Consider the following 20,584-nt stretch of genomic DNA (forward strand, 5'->3'; position numbering starts at 1 on the left):
ATGGACCTCAGCAACTACCTCGTCCTCGCGTCCGTGCTGTTCACCATCGGGGCGGCCACCGTCCTGCTGCGGCGCAACGCGATCATCGTCTTCATGGGCATCGAGCTCATGCTCAACGCGTCGAACCTCGCGTTCGTCACGTTCGCCCGCATGCACGGCGACCTCACCGGGCAGGTCGTGGCGTTCTTCGTCATGGTCGTCGCGGCCGCCGAGGTCGTCGTCGGCCTCGCCATCATCGTGTCCATCTTCCGCACCCGCGGGTCGGCGTCGGTCGACGACGCCAACCTGCTGAAGAGCTGAGAGGAGCGGTCGGAGTGGACACCGCACTGTTCGACGCTGCCTGGTTGCTCGTCGCCATCCCCCTGGCCGGGGCCGCCGTCCTGCTGCTCGCCGGCCGCCGCGCCGACGGGTGGGGGCACTGGGTCGGGGTCCTCGCCTCGGCGGCGAGCCTCGTCCTCGGGCTCGCCCTCCTCGTCTCCCTGCTGGGGCGCGACGCCGCCGACCGGGTGGTCGACGTCGACCTGTTCCGGTGGATCGACGCCGGGCCGCTCGTCGTCGACGCGGGGCTGCGCGTCGATCCGTTGAGCCTGACGTTCGTCCTCCTCGTGACGTTCGTGGGGACCCTCATCCACGTGTACTCCGTCGCGTACATGGAGCACGACGCGGACCGTCGGCGGTTCTTCGCGTACCTCAACCTCTTCGTCGCCGCGATGCTCACCCTCGTGCTCGCCGACTCCTACCTCCTGCTCTTCGTCGGGTGGGAGGGCGTGGGCCTGGCGTCCTACCTGCTCATCGGGTTCTGGAACCACGTCCCCGCGAACGCGAGCGCCGCCAACAAGGCGTTCGTCGTCAACCGTGTGGCCGACGTCGGCATGATCGTGGCCCTCATGCTCATGTTCGCGACGTTCGGCGCCGTGGACTTCGACACCGTCCACGCCGGGGCTGCCGCGAGCACCGACACCGCGCTCCTCACCGCGCTCGGTCTCGTGCTCCTCGTCGCCGCGTGCGGCAAGAGCGCCCAGTTCCCCCTCCAGTCCTGGCTCGGCGACGCCATGGCCGGACCCACGCCCGTGTCCGCCCTCATCCACGCGGCGACCATGGTCACCGCCGGCGTCTACCTCGTGGTCCGGTCCGGCCCGATCTTCACCGAGGCGCCCGTCGCGCTCCTCGTCACCGCGATCGTCGGTGCCGTCACGCTGCTCTTCGGTGCGGTCGTCGGTTGCGCCAAGGACGACGTGAAGAAGGCCCTCGCGGCATCCACGATGTCGCAGATCGGCTACATGATGCTCGCTGCGGGCCTCGGCCCCATCGGGTACGCCTTCGCGATCTTCCACCTCCTCACCCACGGCTTCTTCAAGGCCGGGATGTTCCTCGGCGCCGGGTCCGTCATGCACGGCATGAAGGACGACGTCGACATGCGCCGCTACGGCGCGCTCTCCACCGCCATGCGCGTCACCTGGCTGACGTTCGGCGCCGGCTGGCTCGCCATCCTCGGCATCCCGCCGTTCTCCGGCTTCTGGAGCAAGGACAAGATCATCGAGTCCGCGTTCGCGGCCGACGGCGGCCACGGGTGGCAGCCCTGGGTGTTCGGAACGGTCGCTCTCGTGGGTGCCGGCATCACGGCGTTCTACATGTCGCGCCTGTTCTTCATGACGTTCCACGGCGAGCGGCGCTGGGCCACCGAGCTCACCGCCGGCGACCGCGAGGCGGGCGTCCCCGAGCGCCACCCGCACGAGTCGCCGCTCCTCATGACGGCCCCCATGGTCGTCCTCGCGGTCGGGTCCCTCGGCCTCGGTGGCGCCCTCGCGATCGGCGGCGGCTTCGCCACCTGGCTCGAGCCCGTCACCGGCCACGTCGAGCACCACGACCCGGTCCTGCCGATCCCCGTGATCATGGTGGCGACCATCGTGCTCGTCCTCGTCGGGGCGTTCCTCGCCTGGCGGCAGTACGCCGCCGCACCCGTGCCCGTGGTCGCGCCCCGCGGCAGCGTCCTCACGCGGGCCGCCCGCGCGGACCTCCACCAGGACGCGGTGAACGAGAACCTCGTCATGCGCCCCGGGCAGTACCTCACCCGGTCGCTCGTCTACGGGGACAAGAAGGTCGTCGACGGGGGAGCGATGGGGGTCGGCGGTCTCCTCGCCGTCCTCGGGGCAGGCGTGCAACGCCTGCAGAACGGATACGTCCGGTCGTACGCGGCCATGATGCTCGCGGGGTTCGGTGTGCTTCTCGTCGTCGTCCTGACCGTGTGGAACTGAGAGGGACGGGACCATGACCATCGATCCGAACTTCCCGTGGCTCACCGTGCTCGCGGTGGTGCCGCTCGTCGGCGCCGCCGTGCTGTGGGCGCTCCCCAGAGGCTCCGCCCGCCTGGCCAGGCCGGTAGCCCTCGCGGTGGCGCTCGTCGAGGTCGTCCTCGTCGCGCTCGCCGTCGCCGCGTTCGACACGTCCCGGGCGGGTGAGCACCAGCTCGCCGAGACCCACGCGTGGATCCCGCAGCTGGGCGCCAGCTACGCGGTGGGCGTCGACGGCGTCGGCCTCCTCCTCGTCGCGCTGAGCGTCGGCCTCGTCCCGCTCGTCGTCGGCGCCGCGTGGCGCGAGCAGGGCGACGGGTCCGACGGCGGCCACCGCCTGCGGCACTACCTCGCGCTCGTCCTCGTCCTCGAGACCTTCATGGTCCTCGTCTTCGCCGCGCGCGACGTGTTCCTCTTCTACGTCGTGTTCGAGGCGATGCTCGTCCCCGTGTACTTCATGATCGGCGGGTTCGGCGACGGTGCGCGCCGTCGCTACGCGGCCATCAAGTTCCTCGTGTTCTCCCTCGTGGGCGGGCTCGTCATGCTCGCCGCCGTCGTCGCCCTGTACGTCCAGGGGCCGGGCGGCGAGCAGGGCTTCCTCACCGACTCCCTCACGGGGGTCGCGCTCGACCCGACGACGGAGCGCTGGCTGTTCCTCGGCTTCTTCCTCGCGTTCGCCATCAAGGCGCCGATGTTCCCCGTGCACACGTGGCTTCCCGACGCGGCCGAGCACGCCCCCGCGGGGACGTCCGTGCTCCTCGTCGGCGTCCTCGACAAGGTCGGCACCTTCGGGATGCTCACGCTGTGCCTGCCGCTGTTCCCCTCCGCGTCGCGGTGGGCCGCTCCCGTCGTCATCGTGCTCGCCGTGGTGTCCATCCTCTACGGCGCGCTCCTCGCCCTCGGGCAGAAGGACCTCATGCGGCTCGTCGCGTACACGTCCGTGTCGCACTTCGGGTTCATCGTCCTCGGGATCTTCGCGTTCACGCAGGTGAGCGTCTCCGGGGCGTCGCTCTACATGGTCAACCACGGCCTCTCCACGGGGCTGCTGTTCCTCGTCGCGGGCTTCCTCGTGCTGAGGTCCCGCGGGGGACGGTCCCGCGACGTCGACGGGTTCGGCGGCATGCAGCGCGTCACGCCCGTCCTCGCCGGGGTGTTCCTCGTGGCCGGCCTCTCCGCGCTGTCGCTGCCCGGCCTGTCCACCTTCGTCTCGGAGATCATGGTCCTCGTCGGGACCTACGGCCGGAACCACCCCGCAGCGATCGTCGCCGCCACGGGTGTCATCCTCGCCGCGCTCTACGTGCTCCTCACGTACAAGCGCGTCTTCACCGGGCCGGTCCGTGCCGAGCTCGCCGACGCCCCGGACCTGTCGGCCCGCGAACGCTGGGTCGCCGCCCCGCTCGTCGTGGCCCTGCTGCTCTTCGGGTTCCTCCCCGGCCCCCTGCTCGACCTCGTCCGTGACCCCGCGGCCGTCACCCTCGAGGACGTCGGCGTCGACGACGTCGCCGGGACCGCCGCCGAACCGACCACCGAGGGGAGCGACTCATGATCGCCCAAGCCGCCAGCACGTTCGTGCCACCAGAGGTCCAGTGGTTCGCGCTCGTGCCGCTCATGGTCGTCCTGGGCGCGGGCGTCGTGGGGGTGCTCGTCGAGTCCTTCGTGCCGGCCCGTGCCCGGCGTCCCGTCCAGACGGTCCTCACCCTGGGTGCGCTCGTCGGGGCGCTGGCCGTCCTCGTCGTGCAGGGCTGGCAGTGGTTCGGGCCGGAGGGCACCGGTCAGGTCCTCGTCCTCGGCGGGTCGATGGTGCTCGACGGCTTCTCGGTGGCGCTCCAGGGCACCATCCTCCTGTGCGCGTTCCTCGCGGTGCTCGTCGTCACCGACCGCACGAGCGCCCGCCAGGACGCCTTCGCGCCCAGCGCGGCCGCCATCCCCGGCTCGGAGTACGAGGAGCTCGCCCGCCGTCGTGGGCTCGAGCAGACCGAGGTGTACCCCCTCCTGCTCTTCGCCGTCGGCGGCATGCTCGTGTTCCCGGCCGCCGGGGACCTCGTGACCATGTTCGTCGCCCTCGAGGTCCTGTCCCTGCCGCTGTACGTCCTGGCGGGGATGGCCAGGCGGCGGCGCCTGCTCTCCCAGGAGGCGTCCTTCAAGTACTTCGTGCTCGGCGCCTTCGCGTCCGCGCTCTTCCTCTTCGGGACCGCCCTGCTCTACGGGTTCTCAGGGTCCGTGCGTCTCGACGGCATCGCGCGGATGTCACTCACCGTCGCGCAGGACGCCCCGGGCCTGCCCGAGGGCTGGGTGCTCCTGTGGCTCGTCGGCATCCTCCTCGTCCTCGCGGGGCTGCTCTTCAAGGTCGGCGCGGTGCCCTTCCAGGCGTGGACGCCCGACGTCTACCAGGGCGCCCCGACCCCGATCACGGGATTCATGGCGGCCTGCACCAAGGTCGCGGCGTTCGGTGCACTCGTGCGCGTCGTCTACCTCCTCGTCGTCAACGCGCCGCCCGAGGCGTTCGACGCCGTCAAGGCCGCCCTGTGGACGGTGGCGGTCGCCACCATGCTCGTCGGCGCCGTCGTGGGCGCCACGCAGACGGACGTCAAGCGCATGCTCGGCTACTCGTCGATCGCCCACGCCGGGTTCCTGCTCGTCGCGCTCCTCGGGTTCAACGCCCAGGGCGTCCGCGCCGTGGTGCTGTACCTCCTCGTGTACGGCGTGAGCACCGTCGGCGCGTTCGCCGTCGTCACCCTCGTCCGCGAGGTCGGGCCCGGGGGAGAGGTCGTCGGGGAGGCCACGCACCTCGGGCAGTGGGCCGGCCTCGGCCGACGCAGCCCGCTGCTCGCCGCGAGCTTCTCGCTGTTCCTCCTGTCGTTCGCCGGGATCCCCCTCACCGCGGGGTTCATCGCCAAGTTCTCCGCGTTCGAGGCCGCCGTGCGCGGCACGCCGTACACGGGCAGCGCCACGGCGCTCGTCGTCGTCGGGGTGATCGCCTCCGCCATCGCGGTGTTCTTCTACGTGCGCGTCGTGGTCATCATGTTCTTCTCCCGGACCGTCGAGGGCGACGGGTCCACGGTCGCCGTGGGGGCGGGCAGCGCCGAGGACGCCGACGGCCGCGGTGCGACGGCCGAGGAGCCGGAGCCCCACGCCACCCAGCAGGGCACGCCCCAGCGGTCGTCCGTGGTCGTCGCGGAGGGCGCGCCGGCCGTCACCGTCGTCCGCTCCGAGTGGGGGAGCCTGGTGACGGTGGCCGTGGCGGTCGTCACGGTCCTGCTCGTCGGCGTCTTCCCCCAGCCCGTCCTCGACCTCGTCGACGGCCTCACCAGGCTCGGGTGAGGGGTGCACCACGCCCGTCGGCGGCTTCGTCACACGGACGCCTCTCCCCGGGTGTCCGTGCCACGACCGACGCGCTCAGCGGCTAAGTTCTTCCTGTGACTACTGCTGCCGCCGGGTTCCCTCTCCCGGACCCCGAGCTCGCCGAGCGGCTCTCGACCCGGCTCGCGCTGGTCGAGGAACGACTCCGGGACTCCGTGACCAACACCGACGCGCTCGCGGACCGGGCGTCGCGTCACCTCGTGAACGCCGGCGGGAAGCGCCTCCGACCTCTCCTCACGCTGCTGTGCGCGGAGCTCGGCGACTCGGGGCGCCCCGAGGTCATCGACGCCGCCGTCGTCGTCGAGCTCACCCACCTGGCGACGCTGTACCACGACGACGTCATGGACTCCGCGCCGCTGCGCCGGGGCGCTCCCGCGGCCCACGAGGTGTGGGGCAACTCGGTCGCGATCCTCACGGGCGACCTCCTCTTCGCCCGCGCGTCCGTGACCGTCGCGGGCCTCGGCCCGGACGCCGTCCGGCTCCAGGCGGAGACCTTCGAGAGGCTCTGCCTCGGGCAGCTCCACGAGACGGTCGGCCCGACCGGGGACGCCGACGCCGTGCAGCACTACCTCCAGGTCCTCTCGGACAAGACCGCGTCGCTGCTCGCCACCTCGGCACGCTTCGGGGCGAAGTTCGCGGGATGCCGGCCCGCCGTCGTGGAGATCGTCGCGAACTACGGCGAGAAGCTCGGGGTGGCCTTCCAGCTCGCGGACGACGTCATCGACCTCACGTCCGACGGCACCGTCACGGGCAAGACGCCGGGCACGGACCTCCGCGAGAAGGTCCCCACCATGCCGGCGCTGCTGCTGCGCAGCCGGGTGGCGTCCCCCGACGGCACCGAGACGGGGACGCCCGCGGACGCCGCGCTCGTGGCGCTCCTCGACGGTGACCTCACGTCGGACGAGGACCTCGCGACGGCCGTCGATGCGCTCCGCGGGCACGACGTGGTCGCGGAGACGCGCGCGCAGTCCGTCGCGTGGGCGAGGGACGCCGTCGCCGAGCTCGCGCCGCTGCCGTCCGGCCCCGTCAAGGACGCGCTCGTCTCGTTCGCGGAGGCCCTCGTCGACCGGACGGCGTGACCGTGGTTCCCGGGGTCCGCGTCAATCACCCTGGGGAGTACTCCCCATCGCCGTCCCCGAGCGGGAGAGCATACGGTCGGAGGACGACGGTGGTCGAGCGCTCGACACCCAGCGCAGTCCTCGCGTCGACCGGAGAGGCGGGGAGGTGAGCGACCGAGTGGACGTCATGCACGCTGTGAGCACCCTGCGCTGGGGCGCCACCACTCACGCCGGCCGACGCAGGTCGGCAAACGAGGACTCCTTCCACGCCGCGCGAGGCGTGTACTTCGTGGCAGACGGGATGGGTGGGCACGAGGCCGGTGCTCGGGCGAGCGCCACGGCCGTCGCCATCCTCTGCGCCCTCGGCGAGAGCGAGAACGCCACCTCCGACGACGTCCGTGCCGCGGTGAGCGACGCGCACCGCGCGGTGTCGCGGATCGCGACCCGCCCGGGGAAGGGCGCGGGGACCACGCTCTCGGGTGCGGTGGTCGTCCAGCACGACGGGGTCCCGTCCTGGCTCGTGACGAACGTCGGCGACTCCCGCACCTACCGGTTCGTCGACGGTGTCCTCACCCAGCTCACCGTCGACCACTCGCTCGTGCAGGAGCTCCTCGCCGACGGCGCGGTCACCGCCGAGGAGGCCCGCACCTACGCGCGGCGTCACGTCATCACCCGGGCGCTCGGCGGACTCGTGGAGCCCGAGGTGGACTGCTGGTACCTGCCCATGGTGCCCGGGGAGCGGCTGCTGATCTGCTCGGACGGGCTCACGGACGAGGTCTCGCCCGGGTGCATCGACGAGGTCCTGCGCACGCAGCCCCACCCGCAGCTCGCCGCCGACCAGCTGGTCAACTATGCGCTGCTCGCCGGAGGGCGGGACAACATCACGGTGGTCGTCGTGGACGTCGACGGCGGTCCCTCGCGCGGCACGGGCGAGCACGGGTCACGGTTCGGTCGCCACAGTTCCGTTCTGTCGGCGTAACCGCTACCGTCCGGAGTGCTCCGAGACCCCCTGCGAGAGAGTGACGAGGTGCTGATGTCGGTCCGGTACGCCCCAGGGCGGGCGTTCGCGCTGGTCCATCCCGGCCTCGTCGTCGTCCTCGACGAGAGCGCCGGGCACGCCCGTGCCCGGGACCTCTGGGCGGCGCTGGGTGCGCTGCCCGCCGACCGTGGGATGGCTCAGGTCCTCGACGCCGTCACGGAGAGCCTCGACCCCACGTGGCGCGCTCTGCCGTCGTTCGCGGTGGTCGTCGACGTGCTCGACGCGGGTCTCGTGCACGTCGCCGCCCGTGGGGACCTCGTCGTCGAGGTCCTCGGCGACGAACCCCCGACGCTGGTCGCCGGCAAGGACGTGACGACATGGACGGAGCAGCGCCACGAGGCTCCCCACGGTCTCGTCGTCCGAGGGGCGGATGCGGTCGGAGCGCCCGCCGGCGACGACGCACTGCTGCTCGCGAGCGGGATCGTCACGGCCTCGCACGTCGCGTGGGGAAGCGCGGGGTCCGCGGGCGACCTGGACGGCACCGCGGTCACCGACGCGCCGACCGAGGTGACTCCGGTCCCGGTGGCTGCGTCGAAGGAGGTCGCCGAGGACGTGCCGGCTGCCGAGGGCGTGGTCGAGACGCTCGAGGTCGAGGTCGAGGACGTCCCCGAGGTCCCCGAGGCCCCCGAGGCCCCTGAGGTCCAGGACGCACCTGAGGCGCCGGACGACGACCTGGGGCTCCCCGACGGGTTGGACCCGGCCGAGCAGGCGGAGCTCGAGTTCGGCAAGACGCTCGCCGACTTCCCCGACGACCTCGACCCGGCCGATCACGACCCCGTCGCCGCACCCGGCGCGCCTCCGCCCGACGACGACCTCGACGACCTCGACGACAGCACCGTCCTCTCGCCGGGTGGGCCGCCCGTGGTCCCCCCGCCGGCCGGCCGGCCGGCCCCCTCGGGCTCCCCGGGTCCGGTCCCCCCGCCGCCACCCCCTCCGGTCGAGTACGGCGTCGTCGTGCCGCCCGGCAGCCCCGGGTTCACGGCAGGCGTGTACGACCCCCCCGCCGCACGGGGGGCTCTCCCGCCCCCTGCAGCCGCTCCCGCAGGACCGCCGACCCCTGCGGACCCGGCCGGGCCGGGGCCGCAGATCCTCGCCCGCTCGTGCTACTTCGGCCACCCGAACCCGCCCGTCCGGATGACGTGCGCGCGGTGCGGCGGCGGTCTCAGCCCCAACGCCGAGCTCGTGGAGCGTCCGGCGCTCGGCAGGGTGCGGTTCTCCCACGGCGAGGTCGTCGAGCTCGGCCGGCACGTCGTCGTCGGGCGATTCCCGCAGGAGCAGGCAGGGTCCGGCGCCCGTCCGCACCTGGTGTCCGTCGAGAGCCCGAGCCAGGACGTCTCGCGCTCCCACCTGGAGATCCGGCTCGAGGGGTGGCACGTGCTCCTCGTCGACCTCGACACCGTGAACGGGACCACTCTTCTCCGCGCCGGACAGGCACCGCGTCGCCTGCACCCGCTCGAGCCGACGCTCGTCGCCGACGGGGACGTCGTCGACCTCGGTGACGGCGTCGTCCTCACCTTCGAGGGCGTCGTATGAGGGCTCGCCGCCCACCGTCCGTGCCACCGCAGATCGACGGGTACGAGTATCGGCGAGTCATCGGGTCGGGCGGCTTCGCGGACGTCTTCCTCTACCAGGAGCACCGGCCACGCCGGCTGGTGGCCATCAAGGTCCTCCTCCCGCAGTGGTCCGACGACGCCACCAAGCACGCGTTCTCCGCGGAGGCGGACCTCATGGCCTCGGTGTCCGGCCACCCGTCGATCGTGACGATCTTCGACAGCGACGTCACCGTCGACGGCAGGCTCTACCTCGCCATGGAGTACTGCCCGCGTCCCAACCTCTCGTCCCGCTACAAGCAGGAACGACTGAGCCTCGCGGAGGCCCTGCGGATCGGTGTCCAGATCTCGGGTGCCGTGGAGACGGCGCACCGGCTCGGCATCGTGCACCGCGACATCAAGCCTGCGAACATCCTGGTCACCGCGTACGGACACCCCGCGCTCACCGACTTCGGGATCTCCGCGACCATCGAGCAGAGCGAGTCGGGCGCCGACGGCATGTCCGTCCCGTGGTCCCCCCCGGAGAACCTCGCGGCGGTGCCGCGCAGCGGGGTGACCAGCGACGTCTGGTCGCTCGCCGCCACCGTCTACACACTCCTCGCCGGGCGGTCCCCCTTCGAGGTGCCCGGCGGCACCAACACCCAGTCCGCGCTCGTCGACCGCATCACCCACGACCCACTCCCGCCGATCGGCCGGGGCGACGTCCCCGGGTCCCTCGAACGAGTGCTCGCCGTGGCCATGGCCAAGCACCCGGGCATGCGGTACCCGACGGTGCTCGAGCTCGGCCGCGCGCTCCAGCAGGTGCAGACAGAGCTGTCGCTCGCCACGACCGCCATCGACATCATCGAGGACCCCGCGACGGCCGGCTCGGAGGTCGTGGCCCTCCCTGCACGCCCGGACGACGTCGACGGGGGCACCAGGATGCGGCTGGCCACCGACCGGGTGCACCCCGCGTACGGCGTGACGCACAGCAGCGAGCCCGCCAGGCCGGCAGCGCTCGCCCGCCTCGTCGACGGCGTGTCCACGTCCCAGGACGTCGGGTCCGACTCGGCGTCGACCAGCTACGGGTCCCTCCACGGGGTGCCGTACGTCCCCACGGCGACGACCTCGTCCCCCACGACCTCGACGGATGCTCCGGCGACGGGTTCGGGTGCGCGGAGCATCGGGTACGGGGTCCCTGCGGGAGCTGCCGCCCACCCCGAGGTGATCACGGACCGTCCCCGGGGCAGGCGGCGGGGGGCCACCGCCCTCGCGGTCGTCGCCGTCGTCCTCGGCGGCCTGGGTGGAGCGCTCCTCCTCGACGCGCTGATCGGTGGCGGGGTCCCGGATGCGGACGTCCCGACGCCCGCCGGTCTGGAGGGCGCCGCGAGCGGGAGCGTCGCGGTCTTCACGTGGTCCAACCCGGACGCGCAGGACGGCGACTTCTACGCGTACCGCCCCGTCGACGCGTCGGGTGACGGTGGCGAGAGCACCCCCTTCAGGCAGACCTCCGCCCTCACGGCGTCGATCAGCACGTCCGGCCGGGACGGTGCCCCGTGCATCGAGGTGACGGTGGTGCGCGACGGGCGCACCTCCGAGGTCCCCGCCCGGGAGTGCCTCGGATGACGGTGGCGCCCGATAGAGTGCGTCGAGCCGGTGACGACTGGTGGAGCCGCAGCAGGACAGGCGGAGGAGCACCGTCGTCGACGGACGACACGGACCGAGGAGCATGCACGCGATGACCGAACTTGCGATCGACTACTGCGGGGAGTGGTTCCGCCCGAGCGTCGACGAACCGTTCGACATCGGCCGGGAGGCCGACCTCTCGGTCGACGACAACCCGTACCTCCACCGACGGCTGCTGCGCATCACGCACAGCGACGGGATCTGGTGGATCGCGAACGTGGGGTCGCTCATCTCGGTGACCATCTGCGACGCGAGCGGCGGGGTCCAGTCGTGGCTCTCCCCGGGCAACCGTCTGCCCATCGTCTTCAAGCTCACGACGATCGTCTTCACCGCGGGCCCCACGACCTACGAGATCCTCGCGCACCTCGAGGGCTCGCCCTACGAGGAGGTCCTCACGGACGACCCGCTCGTGGGGGAGACCACCATCGGCGTCATCTCGTTCACGACGAGCCAGAAGCAGCTCATCATCGCGCTGTGCGAACCGATGCTCAAGCGTGACGGCGCCGGCCTCAGCGAGATCCCCTCGACGGCTGAGGCGGCGAGCCGGCTGGGGTGGGCGACCACGCGGTTCAACCGGAAGCTCGACAACGTGTGCGACAAGCTCGACCGCATGGGCGTCAAGGGGCTGCGTGGCGGACCCAAGCAGCTCGCCACGAACCGTCGGGCGCGCCTCGTCGAGTACGCGGTGACGTCGCGCCTCGTCACCGCCGCCGACCTCCCGCTGCTCGACGTCGAGTCCGATGACTGAGGGCGACGAGACGCTCGAGTACCCGTCCGACGCCTTCCCCGCACCTCCCCGCCTGGCGATGGTCCGCCCGGTCGGCTGGGTAGCGCTCGCGGGCGTCGGGCTCCCGCTCGCCGTCGCCCAGGAGGTCCCTGCCGGGCAGTTCCGGCCCAACGTCCTCGTCACGGTCCAGCGGTTCGGTGTGGGGCACACGGTGGCGGACTCCCGGTCTGCTCTGGCGAAGCGGCTCAAGGCGCTGCCGAAGTTCACGGAGACCCTCCGTGAGGACGCTGCGGAGATGCTCGGGAGCACGGGGCTCCGCGTCGAGGGCTACTTCTCGGACGGCAAGGGCGGGACGCTCGTCCAGGCGGTCCGCACGGTCGTGCTCGAGAACGGTCCGGTGGTCGACGTCGTCGAGACGACCGGTACCTGCGCCGGGTCGCAGGTGGAGAGCGCCTTCGCGGACATCCGGCGGATCCAGGACAGCCTGACCCTGCGCTGAACCCACCCCGCACCACCGGCGTCCGCATGATGGGACGCCGTATCCACCTGGCGAGATTTTTGTCAGTCTGGTACGGGTGCGAGTGACCCTACACTCGGACACCTACACCGAGATGTTCTCGATGATCCCAACCGGAAGGCACGAAATTCCGTGAGCACTGACCGTCAACTGCGCGTGGCCATCGTCGGGGCGGGGCCGGCCGGCATCTACGCCGCTGACATCCTCACCAAGACGGATCTCGACGTCTCGATCGACCTCTTCGAACGCCTCCCCGCGCCGTTCGGGCTCGTCCGCTACGGCGTGGCGCCGGACCATCCGCGCATCAAGCAGATCATCACCGCGCTCCACAAGGTCCTCGACCGCGGCGACATCCGGCTGCTGTCCAACGTCGACTACGGCATCGACGTCAAGCTCGACGAGCTCCGCGAGTTCTACGACGCCGTGATCTTCTCCACCGGCGCCATCGCCGACGCGAGCCTCGACGTCCCGGGCGTGGAGCTCGACGGCTCCTACGGAGCCGCCGACTTCGTCTCCTGGTACGACGGGCATCCCTACGTCCCCACGACGTGGCCGCTCGAGGCCGAGTCGGTCGCCGTCGTCGGTGCCGGCAACGTCGCCCTCGACGTCGCCCGCATCCTCGCGAAGCACGCCGACGACCTCCTCGTCACGGAGATCCCCAAGAACGTCTACGAAGGTCTCAAGGCGTCCCCCGTGAAGGACGTCCACGTCTTCGCGCGCCGCGGTCCCGCCCAGGCGAAGTTCTCCCCGCTCGAGCTCCGCGAGCTCGGTCACGTCCCCGACGTCGACGTCATCGTCTACCCGGAGGACTTCGAGTTCGACGACGGCTCCCTCGCCGCCATCGGCTCGTCCAACCAGACCAAGCAGGTCGTGAAGACCCTCACGGACTGGACTCTCAACGACCCGTCGACGTTCACGGCGTCCCGCAGGCTCCACCTCCACTTCCTCCACGCCCCCGCCGAGATCCTCGACACGGACGGCGACGGCAAGGTCGACGCGCTGCGCACCGAGCGAACCCAGCTCAACGGCGACGGGACGGTCACCCGCACCGGCGAGTACCAGGAGTGGCCCGTGCAGGCCGTCTACCGCGCCGTCGGGTACTTCGGGTCGCCGCTGCCGGAGCTGCCCTTCGACGACCACAAGGGCGTCATCCCCAATGTCGAGGGGCGCGTCATCGACATCGACGGCCGGCCCGTCGACGGCGTCTACTGCACGGGCTGGATCAAGCGGGGCCCCGTCGGTCTCATCGGGCACACCAAGTCCGACGCGTCCGAGACGGTCCGCAACCTCGTCGAGGACAGCCAGAGGCCGGACTTCGCCTCCGCCACGCAGCCCGCGCCCGCGGCCGTCACGGACTTCCTCCGGGAGCGCGGCGTGCAGGTCGTCGAGTGGTCCGGGTGGCAGCTGCTCGACGCGCACGAGCGCGCGCTCGGCGAGGCCGAGGGGCGCGAGCGCGTCAAGGTCGTCCCCCGCGAGGAGATGATCGACATCGCGCTCGGCGCCCGTCGCGACTGACCGACGAGTGCCACGGACCCCCGTGCTCGCCCCGACAGGGAACGAGCGCGGGGGTCCTGTCGTTGAACCAGGTGGGCACGTGTCGTCCCAGGGTGCCGGTCCAGGGCGCCCCGGCGCGTGACGAGGAGTGATGCTCGTGGGCCACCGGCACTTCAACGGCCTGAAGACCGCTGCGCTGTTCGGCGTGATGTGGGCGGTCCTCCTCGGCCTCTGGGCCGCCGTGGGGCAGGGCAACGGCACGATGCTCGTGCTGTTCTGCGGGATCGGTCTCGCGGGGACCGCGTACACGTACTGGAACTCGGACAAGCTCGCCATCCGCGCCATGCGGGCGCGCCCCGTGAGCGAGATCGAGCAGCCGGAGATGTACCGCATCGTCCGCGAGCTCTCGATCGCCGCACGGCAGCCCGTGCCACGCCTCTACGTGTCGCCGACCATGGCGCCCAACGCCTTCGCGACGGGCCGCAACCCCCAGAACGCCGCCGTGTGCTGCACGGAGGGCATCCTGCAGCTCCTCGACGCGCGAGAGCTGCGCGGGGTCCTCGGCCACGAGCTCATGCACGTCTACAACCGGGACATCCTCACGTCCTCCGTCGCGGCAGCGTTCGCCGGTCTCATCACCGGCCTGGCCCAGTTCCTCATGTTCTTCGGCGGCAGCCGTGAGCGCGGCGGCAACCCGTTGGCGGCCCTCGCGATGGCGCTCCTCGCGCCGCTCGCAGCGACGCTCGTCCAGCTCGCCATCTCCCGGACCCGGGAGTTCGACGCCGACGAGGACGGCGCGACCCTCACCGGCGACCCGCTCGCTCTCGCGTCTGCGCTGCGCAAGCTCGACTCCGGGACCAAGCGCGCCCCGCTGCCCGAGAACCCCGACCTCGTGGACGTCTCCCACCTCATGATCGCCAACCCGTTCCGTGGGGCGGGCGTCGGTCGCCTCTTCGCGACGCACCCGCCGATGACCGAGCGGGTCGCCCGTCTGGAGCGGATGGCGGGCGCCCGCGGCCCGGTGGCCCGCTCCTGAGGCGCGTTCCTGCCCCGGGTGCCGAGCGCCAACCCGTGTGATCCTGACGGAGGTGGTGCGGGCTCAGCGGGCGAGGAGGGCCTCCAGGACGCGCGCGACGCCGTCCTCGTCGTTGCTCGAGGTGGTGTCGGTAGCGGCGGCGAGCACCTCGGGGTCGGCGTTCGCGACGGCGAACGAGCGGCCTGCCCACCGCAGCATCGGCAGGTCGTTGGGCATGTCCCCGAAGGCCCACACGTCCGCGGCGGGGACGTCGTGCGTGGTGCACCAGCGGGCGAGCGCCGCCGCCTTGGTGACGCCCGGTGCGGTCATCTCGGCGAGCCCGGCGGCACCGGAGTGCGCCAGCAGGGCGCGGTCGCCGACGGTCGCGAGGACGTCGGCGAGGAACGCGGCCCGGGGGAGCCCCGGGTGGCGGGCGAGGAGCTTCCCGACGGTGGGCGCGCCGGGCGCGTCCAGGGCGCTCTCGACGGGGGACACGAGGACGCCCTCGCTGCCGGGGATGTCATCGGCGTCGTCGACGTCGAGGAACCCCGGGTCCAGGACCGCGCCGTCGGGACCCTCGAGCCCGAGGGCGACACCGGGGGCTGCGCCCCGGAGGTCCGCCACGATGGCCCGCAGGCCGGACGGGTCGAACCCGTGGACAGCGCTCACGGCGCGCGTGGCGACCTCGTACACGCAGGCACCGTTGAGACAGATGATGTGCCCGTGCCCTCCGACGGCGTCCGCCAGCCCCGGGAGCCATCGTGGTGGGCGCGCGGTGACGAAGACGACCTCGATGCCCTCCCGCTCCACGTCGCGCAGGGCGCGGCGTGTGCACGGGGAGAGCGTGCCGGCCGACGTCAGGAGGGTCCCGTCGAGGTCCGTGGCGACCAGGCGCGGTCGTGTCACCGGTAGTTGGTGAACTGCACCGCGAAGTCGAGGTCGGCGCCCTTGAGGAGCGTCTGGACCGCCTGGAGGTCGTCGCGCGACTTGCTCGTCGCCCGGACCTCCTCACCGGTGATCTGGGTCTTCACGCCCTTGGGGCCCTCGTCACGGATGAGCTTCGTGATCTTCTTGGCGTTCTCGCCGGCCAGCCCTTCCTTGAGGACACCCTCGAGGCGGTACTCCTTGCCCGACGGGCGCGGCTCGTCGTCGCCGGTGTCGAAGGCCTTGAGCGAGATCCCGCGCTTGATGAGCTTCGTCTGGAAGACGTCGAGGACGGCGAGGACGCGCTCGGAGGAGTTGGCGACGAGCACGATCTTCTCGCCGCTCCAGCTGATCGACGCGCCGACGTTCTTGAAGTCGTACCGCTGCGCGATCTCCTTGGACGCCTGGTTCAGGGCGTTGTCGACCTCCTGGCGGTCGACCTTGCTGACGATGTCCATCGACGAGTCGGCCATGACGGGGCTCCTCACGGGTAGAGACGGTGGGCTGGTCCCACCGTATCGGATGCCGTGGCACGCGTCGGTGACCTCTCGGCACGCGGTGCCGTCCGCGACCTACGGCTCGCGGGCGAGGTCCCGCGCGGCCAGCCGCGAGGCGCGGACCGCGTGGAGCGCGTCGGTGCTGAGGACGACCAGCGCGAGCCACACGAGCCCGAAGCCCACCCAGCGGACGGCGGGCATCTCCTCACGGAAGACGAGCACCCCGATGAGGAACTGCAGGAGCGGGGCGACGTACTGGAGCATCCCCATGACGCGGAGGGGGAGCACGCGGGCGGCCGCCCCGAAGGTCAGGAGCGGCAGGGCGGTCACGACGCCGGTGGAGGCCAGCAGGAGGGCGTGCGGGACGCCGCCGCCGGTGAGCGAGCTCGACCCCTGGGCGGTGAGCCAGACCAGGTAGCCCAGGGCGACGGGGAAGAGGACCGTGGTCTCGACGGCGAGCCCGGGCAGCGCCGCGACGGACGGGCCCACGCGGTTCTTGATGAGCCCGTACACCCCGAAGGACCCGGCGAGGGCGAGGGAGATCCAGGGCACCCGACCGAGCCCGGCCGTGATGACCACGACGGCCACCGTGCCGACAGCCACCGCGACCCACTGCGCGGGCCGCAGCCGCTCCTTGAGGACGAGGACCGCGAGGAGGACGGTGACGAGCGGGTTGATGAAGTACCCGAGCGCGGCGTCCACCACCTGGTCCGTGGTGATGCCGTACACGTAGACGATCCAGTTGGTGGCGACGAGCACCGCGGCGAGGGCCAGCGTGAGCAGGAGGCGGCGGTCGCGCAGGACCGCCGTGTAGGCGCCGAACTGACGGACGACGGCGAGGAGCAGCGCGCACAGGACGAGGCTCCACACCACGCGGTGGGCGATGATCTCGAGGGCGCTCGCGGGCTGGAGCAGGGGGAAGTACAGGGGGAGGACGCCCCACATCGCGTAGGTGGTGACGCCGAGGAGCAGGCCCCAGCGCTCCGCGGGCGGTCTGACTCCGCCCTGCGGGAGGGGACGGCCGAGGGGTTCGCGCACGTGCTCACCCTACGGGTGGCGGCGCACAGCGCTCGGTGCTGCAGCCGATTTCCGCCTGGGGCCTCGCTCTTGTATTGTGGGCTCGCTCCCGAAGGTTCGTACCGGCTCGCCGGTGCGCTCTCGACGGAGTGCTGGAGAACTGGCCTGGCAGCTTGCCCGAGCGGCCAAAGGGAGCTGACTGTAAATCAGCCGCGTCATGCTACGGGGGTTCGAATCCCTCAGCTGCCACCCTTGAGAGGCGCCGTCCCCAGGGACGGCGCCTCTCAGCATCCGGGTTCACGTCCTAGGGCGTGCGTCTCACGAGCGGATTTCGCTCCGAGCGCCGTGTGCATGTACAGTTTTCCGCGCTGCCCCCGTAGCTCAGTGGTAGAGCGCAGTCTTGGTAAGACTGAGGTCATGGGTCCGATTCCCATCGGGGGCTCTGTTGGTGTGAAGGCGCTCGGCGTGGGAACATCTTTCCCTCGTCGAGCGTTGCGACATCGATGCGGCGGGGTAGCTCAGTTGGTCAGAGCGCACGGCTCATAATCGTGAGGTCGCGGGTTCGAGCCCCGCCCCCGCTACCAGTACTGAACACAACGCGTGCCGGCCGGCGGTGCGCGACAACGAAGCACGTTGCGCCCCGGCGGCGCGAGAGGTGGCAAGACCGTGGCAAGCAAGAGTGCAGACGTTCGCCCGAAGATCACGCTGGCATGCGTGGACTGCAAGGAGCGCAACTACATCACCAAGAAGAACCGTCGGAACAACCCCGACCGTCTCGAGCTGGCAAAGTTCTGCCCGCGCTGCGGCAAGCACACCGCTCACCGCGAGACCCGCTGATCCTCTCGGACAGGTTCACGCAGAAGCGATGACTTCCTCCACGGTCAACCTCGACTACGTCGGGCGCGAGTATCCGGCAGCCGCTCCGTACTCGGTCGGCCGTGAGAAGGTCAGGGAGTTCGCCTCCGCTGTCGGTTCGACCCACCCCGCGCACCACGACGTGGTCACTGCGCGGGGTTTGGGCTATCCGGACCTGGTCGCCCCGCCGACGTTCGCGGTGATCATCGCGCAGCGCGCGGAGGCCCAGTACATCGAGGACCCCGCGGCCCGCGTCGACTTCACGCGGGTGGTCCACGCGGACGAGCGGTTCACGCACCACCGGCCCATCCACGCCGGCGACGAGCTCGTCACGGTGCTCCACGTCGACTCGATCACGGAGCGGGCGGGCCTGGCCATGGTCACCACCCGCTGCGAGATCTCGGCGGTGGTTGCCGAGCAGGCCGCCACGGAGCCGGTCGCGACCGTGGTGTCCACCCTCGCGGTGCGAGGAGAGGGACTGTGACGGAGCAGGGGCCCGGCCGCCCCAGCCTCGCATCCCTGTCCGTCGGTGACGCGGTCGGCTCCCGCACGGTCGAGGTGGACCGCGCGCGGCTCGTCCGGTACGCCGGTGCGAGCGGGGACTTCAACCCCATCCACTGGAACGACGAGCTCGCCCGCGGAGTCGGTCTGCCCGGGGTCATCGCCCACGGGATGTTCACGATGGCCGCGGCGGTCGCGCTCGTCGAGGACTGGGCCGGGGACCCGGGGGCGGTCGTCGACTATCAGACCCGCTTCACGCGCCCCGTCCCCGTCCCGGCGACCGGTGTCACCACCATCGAGGTCTCGGCCGTCGTCGGCGCGCTCGACCCCGATGCCGGGACCGTCCGGGTCGACCTCACCGCCACGTGCGAGGGCGCCCGCGTGCTCGGCAAGTCGCAGGCCGTCGTCCGCCTCTGAGCTCCGCTGTCGGAGGTCCACCAGGGTCCGCCCGTGCAGCCGCGGGACCTCGGGTCCGATCGGGGACCCCCGAGGCCTTCCCCTCGTGGGAGCGTTCCCTCTACGGTGGGGTGCAGCAGACACCGCCGTCTGCCCGGCACACCTCAGGGAGCGCACCCATGAGCATCGGTGACGAACCACGCACAGGCCCGAGCACCACCCACCCGCGAGCGCTCAGCCGCCGAGGGTTCCTCACCCTCACCGCCGGCACGGCGGCGGCCATGGCCGTCGGCACGCAGGGAGCGCACGCCGCACCCGCCGCCGGCGACGTCGCCGGGCACGGACGTCCAGGCCGCAGGCGAGGGGCACTCGCGTTCCTCGATGCGGCATCCCGTGCCTACCCGGAGGCGAACACCGGGCCGCGGCTCGCCCAGAGCTACGCCGACCAGCTGGGCCTGTTCTCCACCGCCTTCGTCTACGACAACGCGCTGGCGGTCTGCGCGTACCTCGCCGACGGCCGGTCCCGGCTGGCCGACGCCCGGGCGCTCGGTGACGGCCTCGTCTACGCGATGGAGCACGACCCCGGGTACTCCGACGGACGTCTGCGGCAGGCCTACAACGTCGGGCCGTACGTCTTCTACGACGGCACCCCGCAGAATCACGGGCTCGTCCTGCCGGACGGGAGCGCGAACATCGGGTGGCAGTTCGGGTTCCTCGGGACCGCGGTCGGGGACATGGCATGGCCGGGCATCGCCCTCGTCCAGCTCTACGAGGCCACCCGGGATCGCACCTACCTGCACGCCGCCGTCCGCATCGGGGAGTGGATCACGGACCGCACCTGGTCCACCCAGCCGCTGGGTGGCTTCTCCCTGGGTGTGGACGGGCAGGACGTCTCGCTGCCCAACGGGTCCACGGAGCACAACATCGACTGCGTGAGCTTCTTCACGCAGCTGCGCAGCGCGACGCGTGACGACCGGTGGCGCCTCGCGTCCGACCACGCCTACGCGTTCCTCGGCCGCATGTGGAACGACGTCGAGGGCTACTTCTACACCGGGACCAACGACGGCGTGGTCATCAACCCCGAGCCCCTCCCTCTGGACCCGCAGACGTGGAGCTGGTTGACGCTCCGTGAGGACCGGTACGTGGAGAGCCTCGACTGGGCCGCTAGCGCACTGGCCGTGACGGACACGGCGGCCAGCCCGAACTCGCAGGTCCCCGAGGGCGTCTCGGTCTCGGGCGTGACGTTCAGCACGGGCAGCCTCACGTCGACGGCGTCCTACAACGACCTCCCCGTGAACCCGGACGGTGTGTGGATGGAGGGCACGGCGCAGCTGGCCACCGCCCTCGCTGACCGAGACCGGTGCGGCAAGGGCTGGGGACGGTCGCGCTCGCGGGGACGTGGCGGCCGTGCAGGCGGGCGGGCGCAGGTGCGTGCGCTCCTCGCCGAGGTCGAGGTCGCGCAGGCCCGCCTCGGGGCGGGCCAGACCATGGGAGGTGCGCCGCTCCCGGAGCGCAGCGGGATCGTCGCGGCCTCGAGCCTCATCGACTCCGGGTTCGGGTTCGGCTACTTCCAGGTGCAGCACGTCGGTGCGACGTCCTGGTACGTCATGGCGGACCGTCGGGTGAACCCGATGCGGCGCGGCGGCATCTGACCCGCGGGTCAGGTCCCGTCCCGCGG

At 71.7% G+C, this 20,584-nt stretch carries 19 protein-coding genes and 3 tRNA genes; 19 read left to right on the top strand and 3 right to left on the bottom strand.

The features are described from left to right. The 12 genes from nuoK (at position 1) to htpX (ending at position 14,737) form a co-directional block, all read left to right on the top strand. On the top strand, positions 1–300 hold the full coding sequence (gene nuoK, locus JAV76_RS02950; RefSeq protein ID WP_198732535.1) for an NADH-quinone oxidoreductase subunit NuoK: 300 nt from the start codon (positions 1–3) through the stop codon (positions 298–300). Between the two features lie 14 nt (positions 301–314). Beyond that, complete coding sequence (nuoL, locus tag JAV76_RS02955; RefSeq protein ID WP_307843957.1) at positions 315–2,255, top strand: NADH-quinone oxidoreductase subunit L; 1,941 nt, start codon at positions 315–317, stop codon at positions 2,253–2,255. A 13-nt stretch (positions 2,256–2,268) separates the two neighbouring features. Next, a complete protein-coding gene (locus JAV76_RS02960; protein WP_198732536.1) occupies positions 2,269–3,837 on the top strand; it encodes an NADH-quinone oxidoreductase subunit M in 1,569 nt (522 codons plus the stop codon). After that, the gene (gene nuoN, locus JAV76_RS02965; RefSeq protein ID WP_198732537.1) at positions 3,834–5,612 is read left to right on the top strand and encodes an NADH-quinone oxidoreductase subunit NuoN; all 1,779 of its coding nucleotides are present in this window, start codon (positions 3,834–3,836) and stop codon (positions 5,610–5,612) included. Before JAV76_RS02960 ends, nuoN begins: the two co-directional genes overlap by 4 nt. Before the next feature lie 95 nt (positions 5,613–5,707). Further along, complete coding sequence (locus tag JAV76_RS02970) at positions 5,708–6,730, top strand: polyprenyl synthetase family protein (protein WP_198732538.1); 1,023 nt, start codon at positions 5,708–5,710, stop codon at positions 6,728–6,730. A gap of 145 nt (positions 6,731–6,875) precedes the next feature. Continuing rightward, positions 6,876–7,688: a PP2C family protein-serine/threonine phosphatase gene (locus JAV76_RS02975; RefSeq protein ID WP_307843958.1), complete on the top strand. Its 813-nt coding sequence runs from the start codon at positions 6,876–6,878 to the stop codon at positions 7,686–7,688. Between the two features lie 54 nt (positions 7,689–7,742). Continuing rightward, complete coding sequence (locus JAV76_RS02980) at positions 7,743–9,281, top strand: FHA domain-containing protein (RefSeq protein ID WP_230401778.1); 1,539 nt, start codon at positions 7,743–7,745, stop codon at positions 9,279–9,281. 20 nt (positions 9,282–9,301) lie between these two features. Further along, the gene (locus JAV76_RS02985; RefSeq protein ID WP_307843959.1) at positions 9,302–10,903 is read left to right on the top strand and encodes a serine/threonine-protein kinase; all 1,602 of its coding nucleotides are present in this window, start codon (positions 9,302–9,304) and stop codon (positions 10,901–10,903) included. A 112-nt stretch (positions 10,904–11,015) separates the two neighbouring features. Continuing rightward, complete coding sequence (locus JAV76_RS02990) at positions 11,016–11,711, top strand: FHA domain-containing protein (protein WP_198732540.1); 696 nt, start codon at positions 11,016–11,018, stop codon at positions 11,709–11,711. Continuing rightward, entirely contained in the window at positions 11,704–12,189 is a 486-nt protein-coding gene (locus tag JAV76_RS02995) for a hypothetical protein (RefSeq protein WP_198732541.1), read from the top strand. Before JAV76_RS02990 ends, JAV76_RS02995 begins: the two co-directional genes overlap by 8 nt. 150 nt (positions 12,190–12,339) lie before the next feature. Next, positions 12,340–13,722: an FAD-dependent oxidoreductase gene (locus tag JAV76_RS03000; protein ID WP_198732542.1), complete on the top strand. Its 1,383-nt coding sequence runs from the start codon at positions 12,340–12,342 to the stop codon at positions 13,720–13,722. A 130-nt stretch (positions 13,723–13,852) separates the two neighbouring features. Then, complete coding sequence (gene htpX, locus JAV76_RS03005; RefSeq protein WP_198732543.1) at positions 13,853–14,737, top strand: zinc metalloprotease HtpX; 885 nt, start codon at positions 13,853–13,855, stop codon at positions 14,735–14,737. A gap of 63 nt (positions 14,738–14,800) precedes the next feature. Here htpX and JAV76_RS03010 read toward each other — a convergent pair whose 3' ends face one another. The 3 genes from JAV76_RS03010 to rarD all read right to left on the bottom strand — a co-directional run bounded on the left by JAV76_RS03010 (position 14,801) and on the right by rarD (position 17,175). Continuing rightward, complete coding sequence (locus JAV76_RS03010) at positions 14,801–15,622, bottom strand: HAD family hydrolase (protein ID WP_198732544.1); 822 nt, start codon at positions 15,620–15,622, stop codon at positions 14,801–14,803. Then, a complete protein-coding gene (locus JAV76_RS03015; protein ID WP_198732545.1) occupies positions 15,619–16,113 on the bottom strand; it encodes a YajQ family cyclic di-GMP-binding protein in 495 nt (164 codons plus the stop codon). The genes JAV76_RS03010 and JAV76_RS03015 overlap by 4 nt, the downstream gene beginning before the upstream one ends. 99 nt (positions 16,114–16,212) lie before the next feature. Next, positions 16,213–17,175 carry an EamA family transporter RarD gene (gene rarD, locus JAV76_RS03020; RefSeq protein ID WP_307843960.1) on the bottom strand — a complete coding sequence of 321 codons (963 nt, stop codon included), beginning with the start codon at positions 17,173–17,175 and terminating at the stop codon, positions 16,213–16,215. 146 nt (positions 17,176–17,321) lie between these two features. On the opposite strand from rarD, the gene JAV76_RS03025 reads away from it, so the two are divergent. The 7 genes from JAV76_RS03025 (at position 17,322) to JAV76_RS03055 (ending at position 20,558) form a co-directional block, all read left to right on the top strand. Further along, positions 17,322–17,403: transfer RNA gene (locus tag JAV76_RS03025), tRNA-Tyr, on the top strand. A gap of 121 nt (positions 17,404–17,524) precedes the next feature. Further along, positions 17,525–17,596: transfer RNA gene (locus JAV76_RS03030), tRNA-Thr, on the top strand. 65 nt (positions 17,597–17,661) lie between these two features. Next, positions 17,662–17,738, top strand: a tRNA-Met gene (locus tag JAV76_RS03035). Between the two features lie 82 nt (positions 17,739–17,820). Next, entirely contained in the window at positions 17,821–17,991 is a 171-nt protein-coding gene (rpmG, locus tag JAV76_RS03040) for a 50S ribosomal protein L33 (protein WP_040594352.1), read from the top strand. Positions 17,992–18,019: 28 nt separating this feature from the next. Continuing rightward, positions 18,020–18,493: an FAS1-like dehydratase domain-containing protein gene (locus tag JAV76_RS03045; RefSeq protein ID WP_198732546.1), complete on the top strand. Its 474-nt coding sequence runs from the start codon at positions 18,020–18,022 to the stop codon at positions 18,491–18,493. After that, complete coding sequence (locus JAV76_RS03050; protein WP_198732547.1) at positions 18,490–18,927, top strand: MaoC family dehydratase; 438 nt, start codon at positions 18,490–18,492, stop codon at positions 18,925–18,927. The genes JAV76_RS03045 and JAV76_RS03050 overlap by 4 nt, the downstream gene beginning before the upstream one ends. 158 nt (positions 18,928–19,085) lie before the next feature. Beyond that, positions 19,086–20,558, top strand: a complete 1,473-nt coding sequence (locus JAV76_RS03055) for a twin-arginine translocation signal domain-containing protein (protein WP_198732548.1) — start codon at positions 19,086–19,088, stop codon at positions 20,556–20,558. The last annotated feature ends 26 nt before the right edge of the window (positions 20,559–20,584 follow it).

Source organism: Sanguibacter suaedae, from assembly GCF_016342785.1.
Lineage (GTDB): Bacteria > Actinomycetota > Actinomycetes > Actinomycetales > Cellulomonadaceae > Sanguibacter > Sanguibacter suaedae.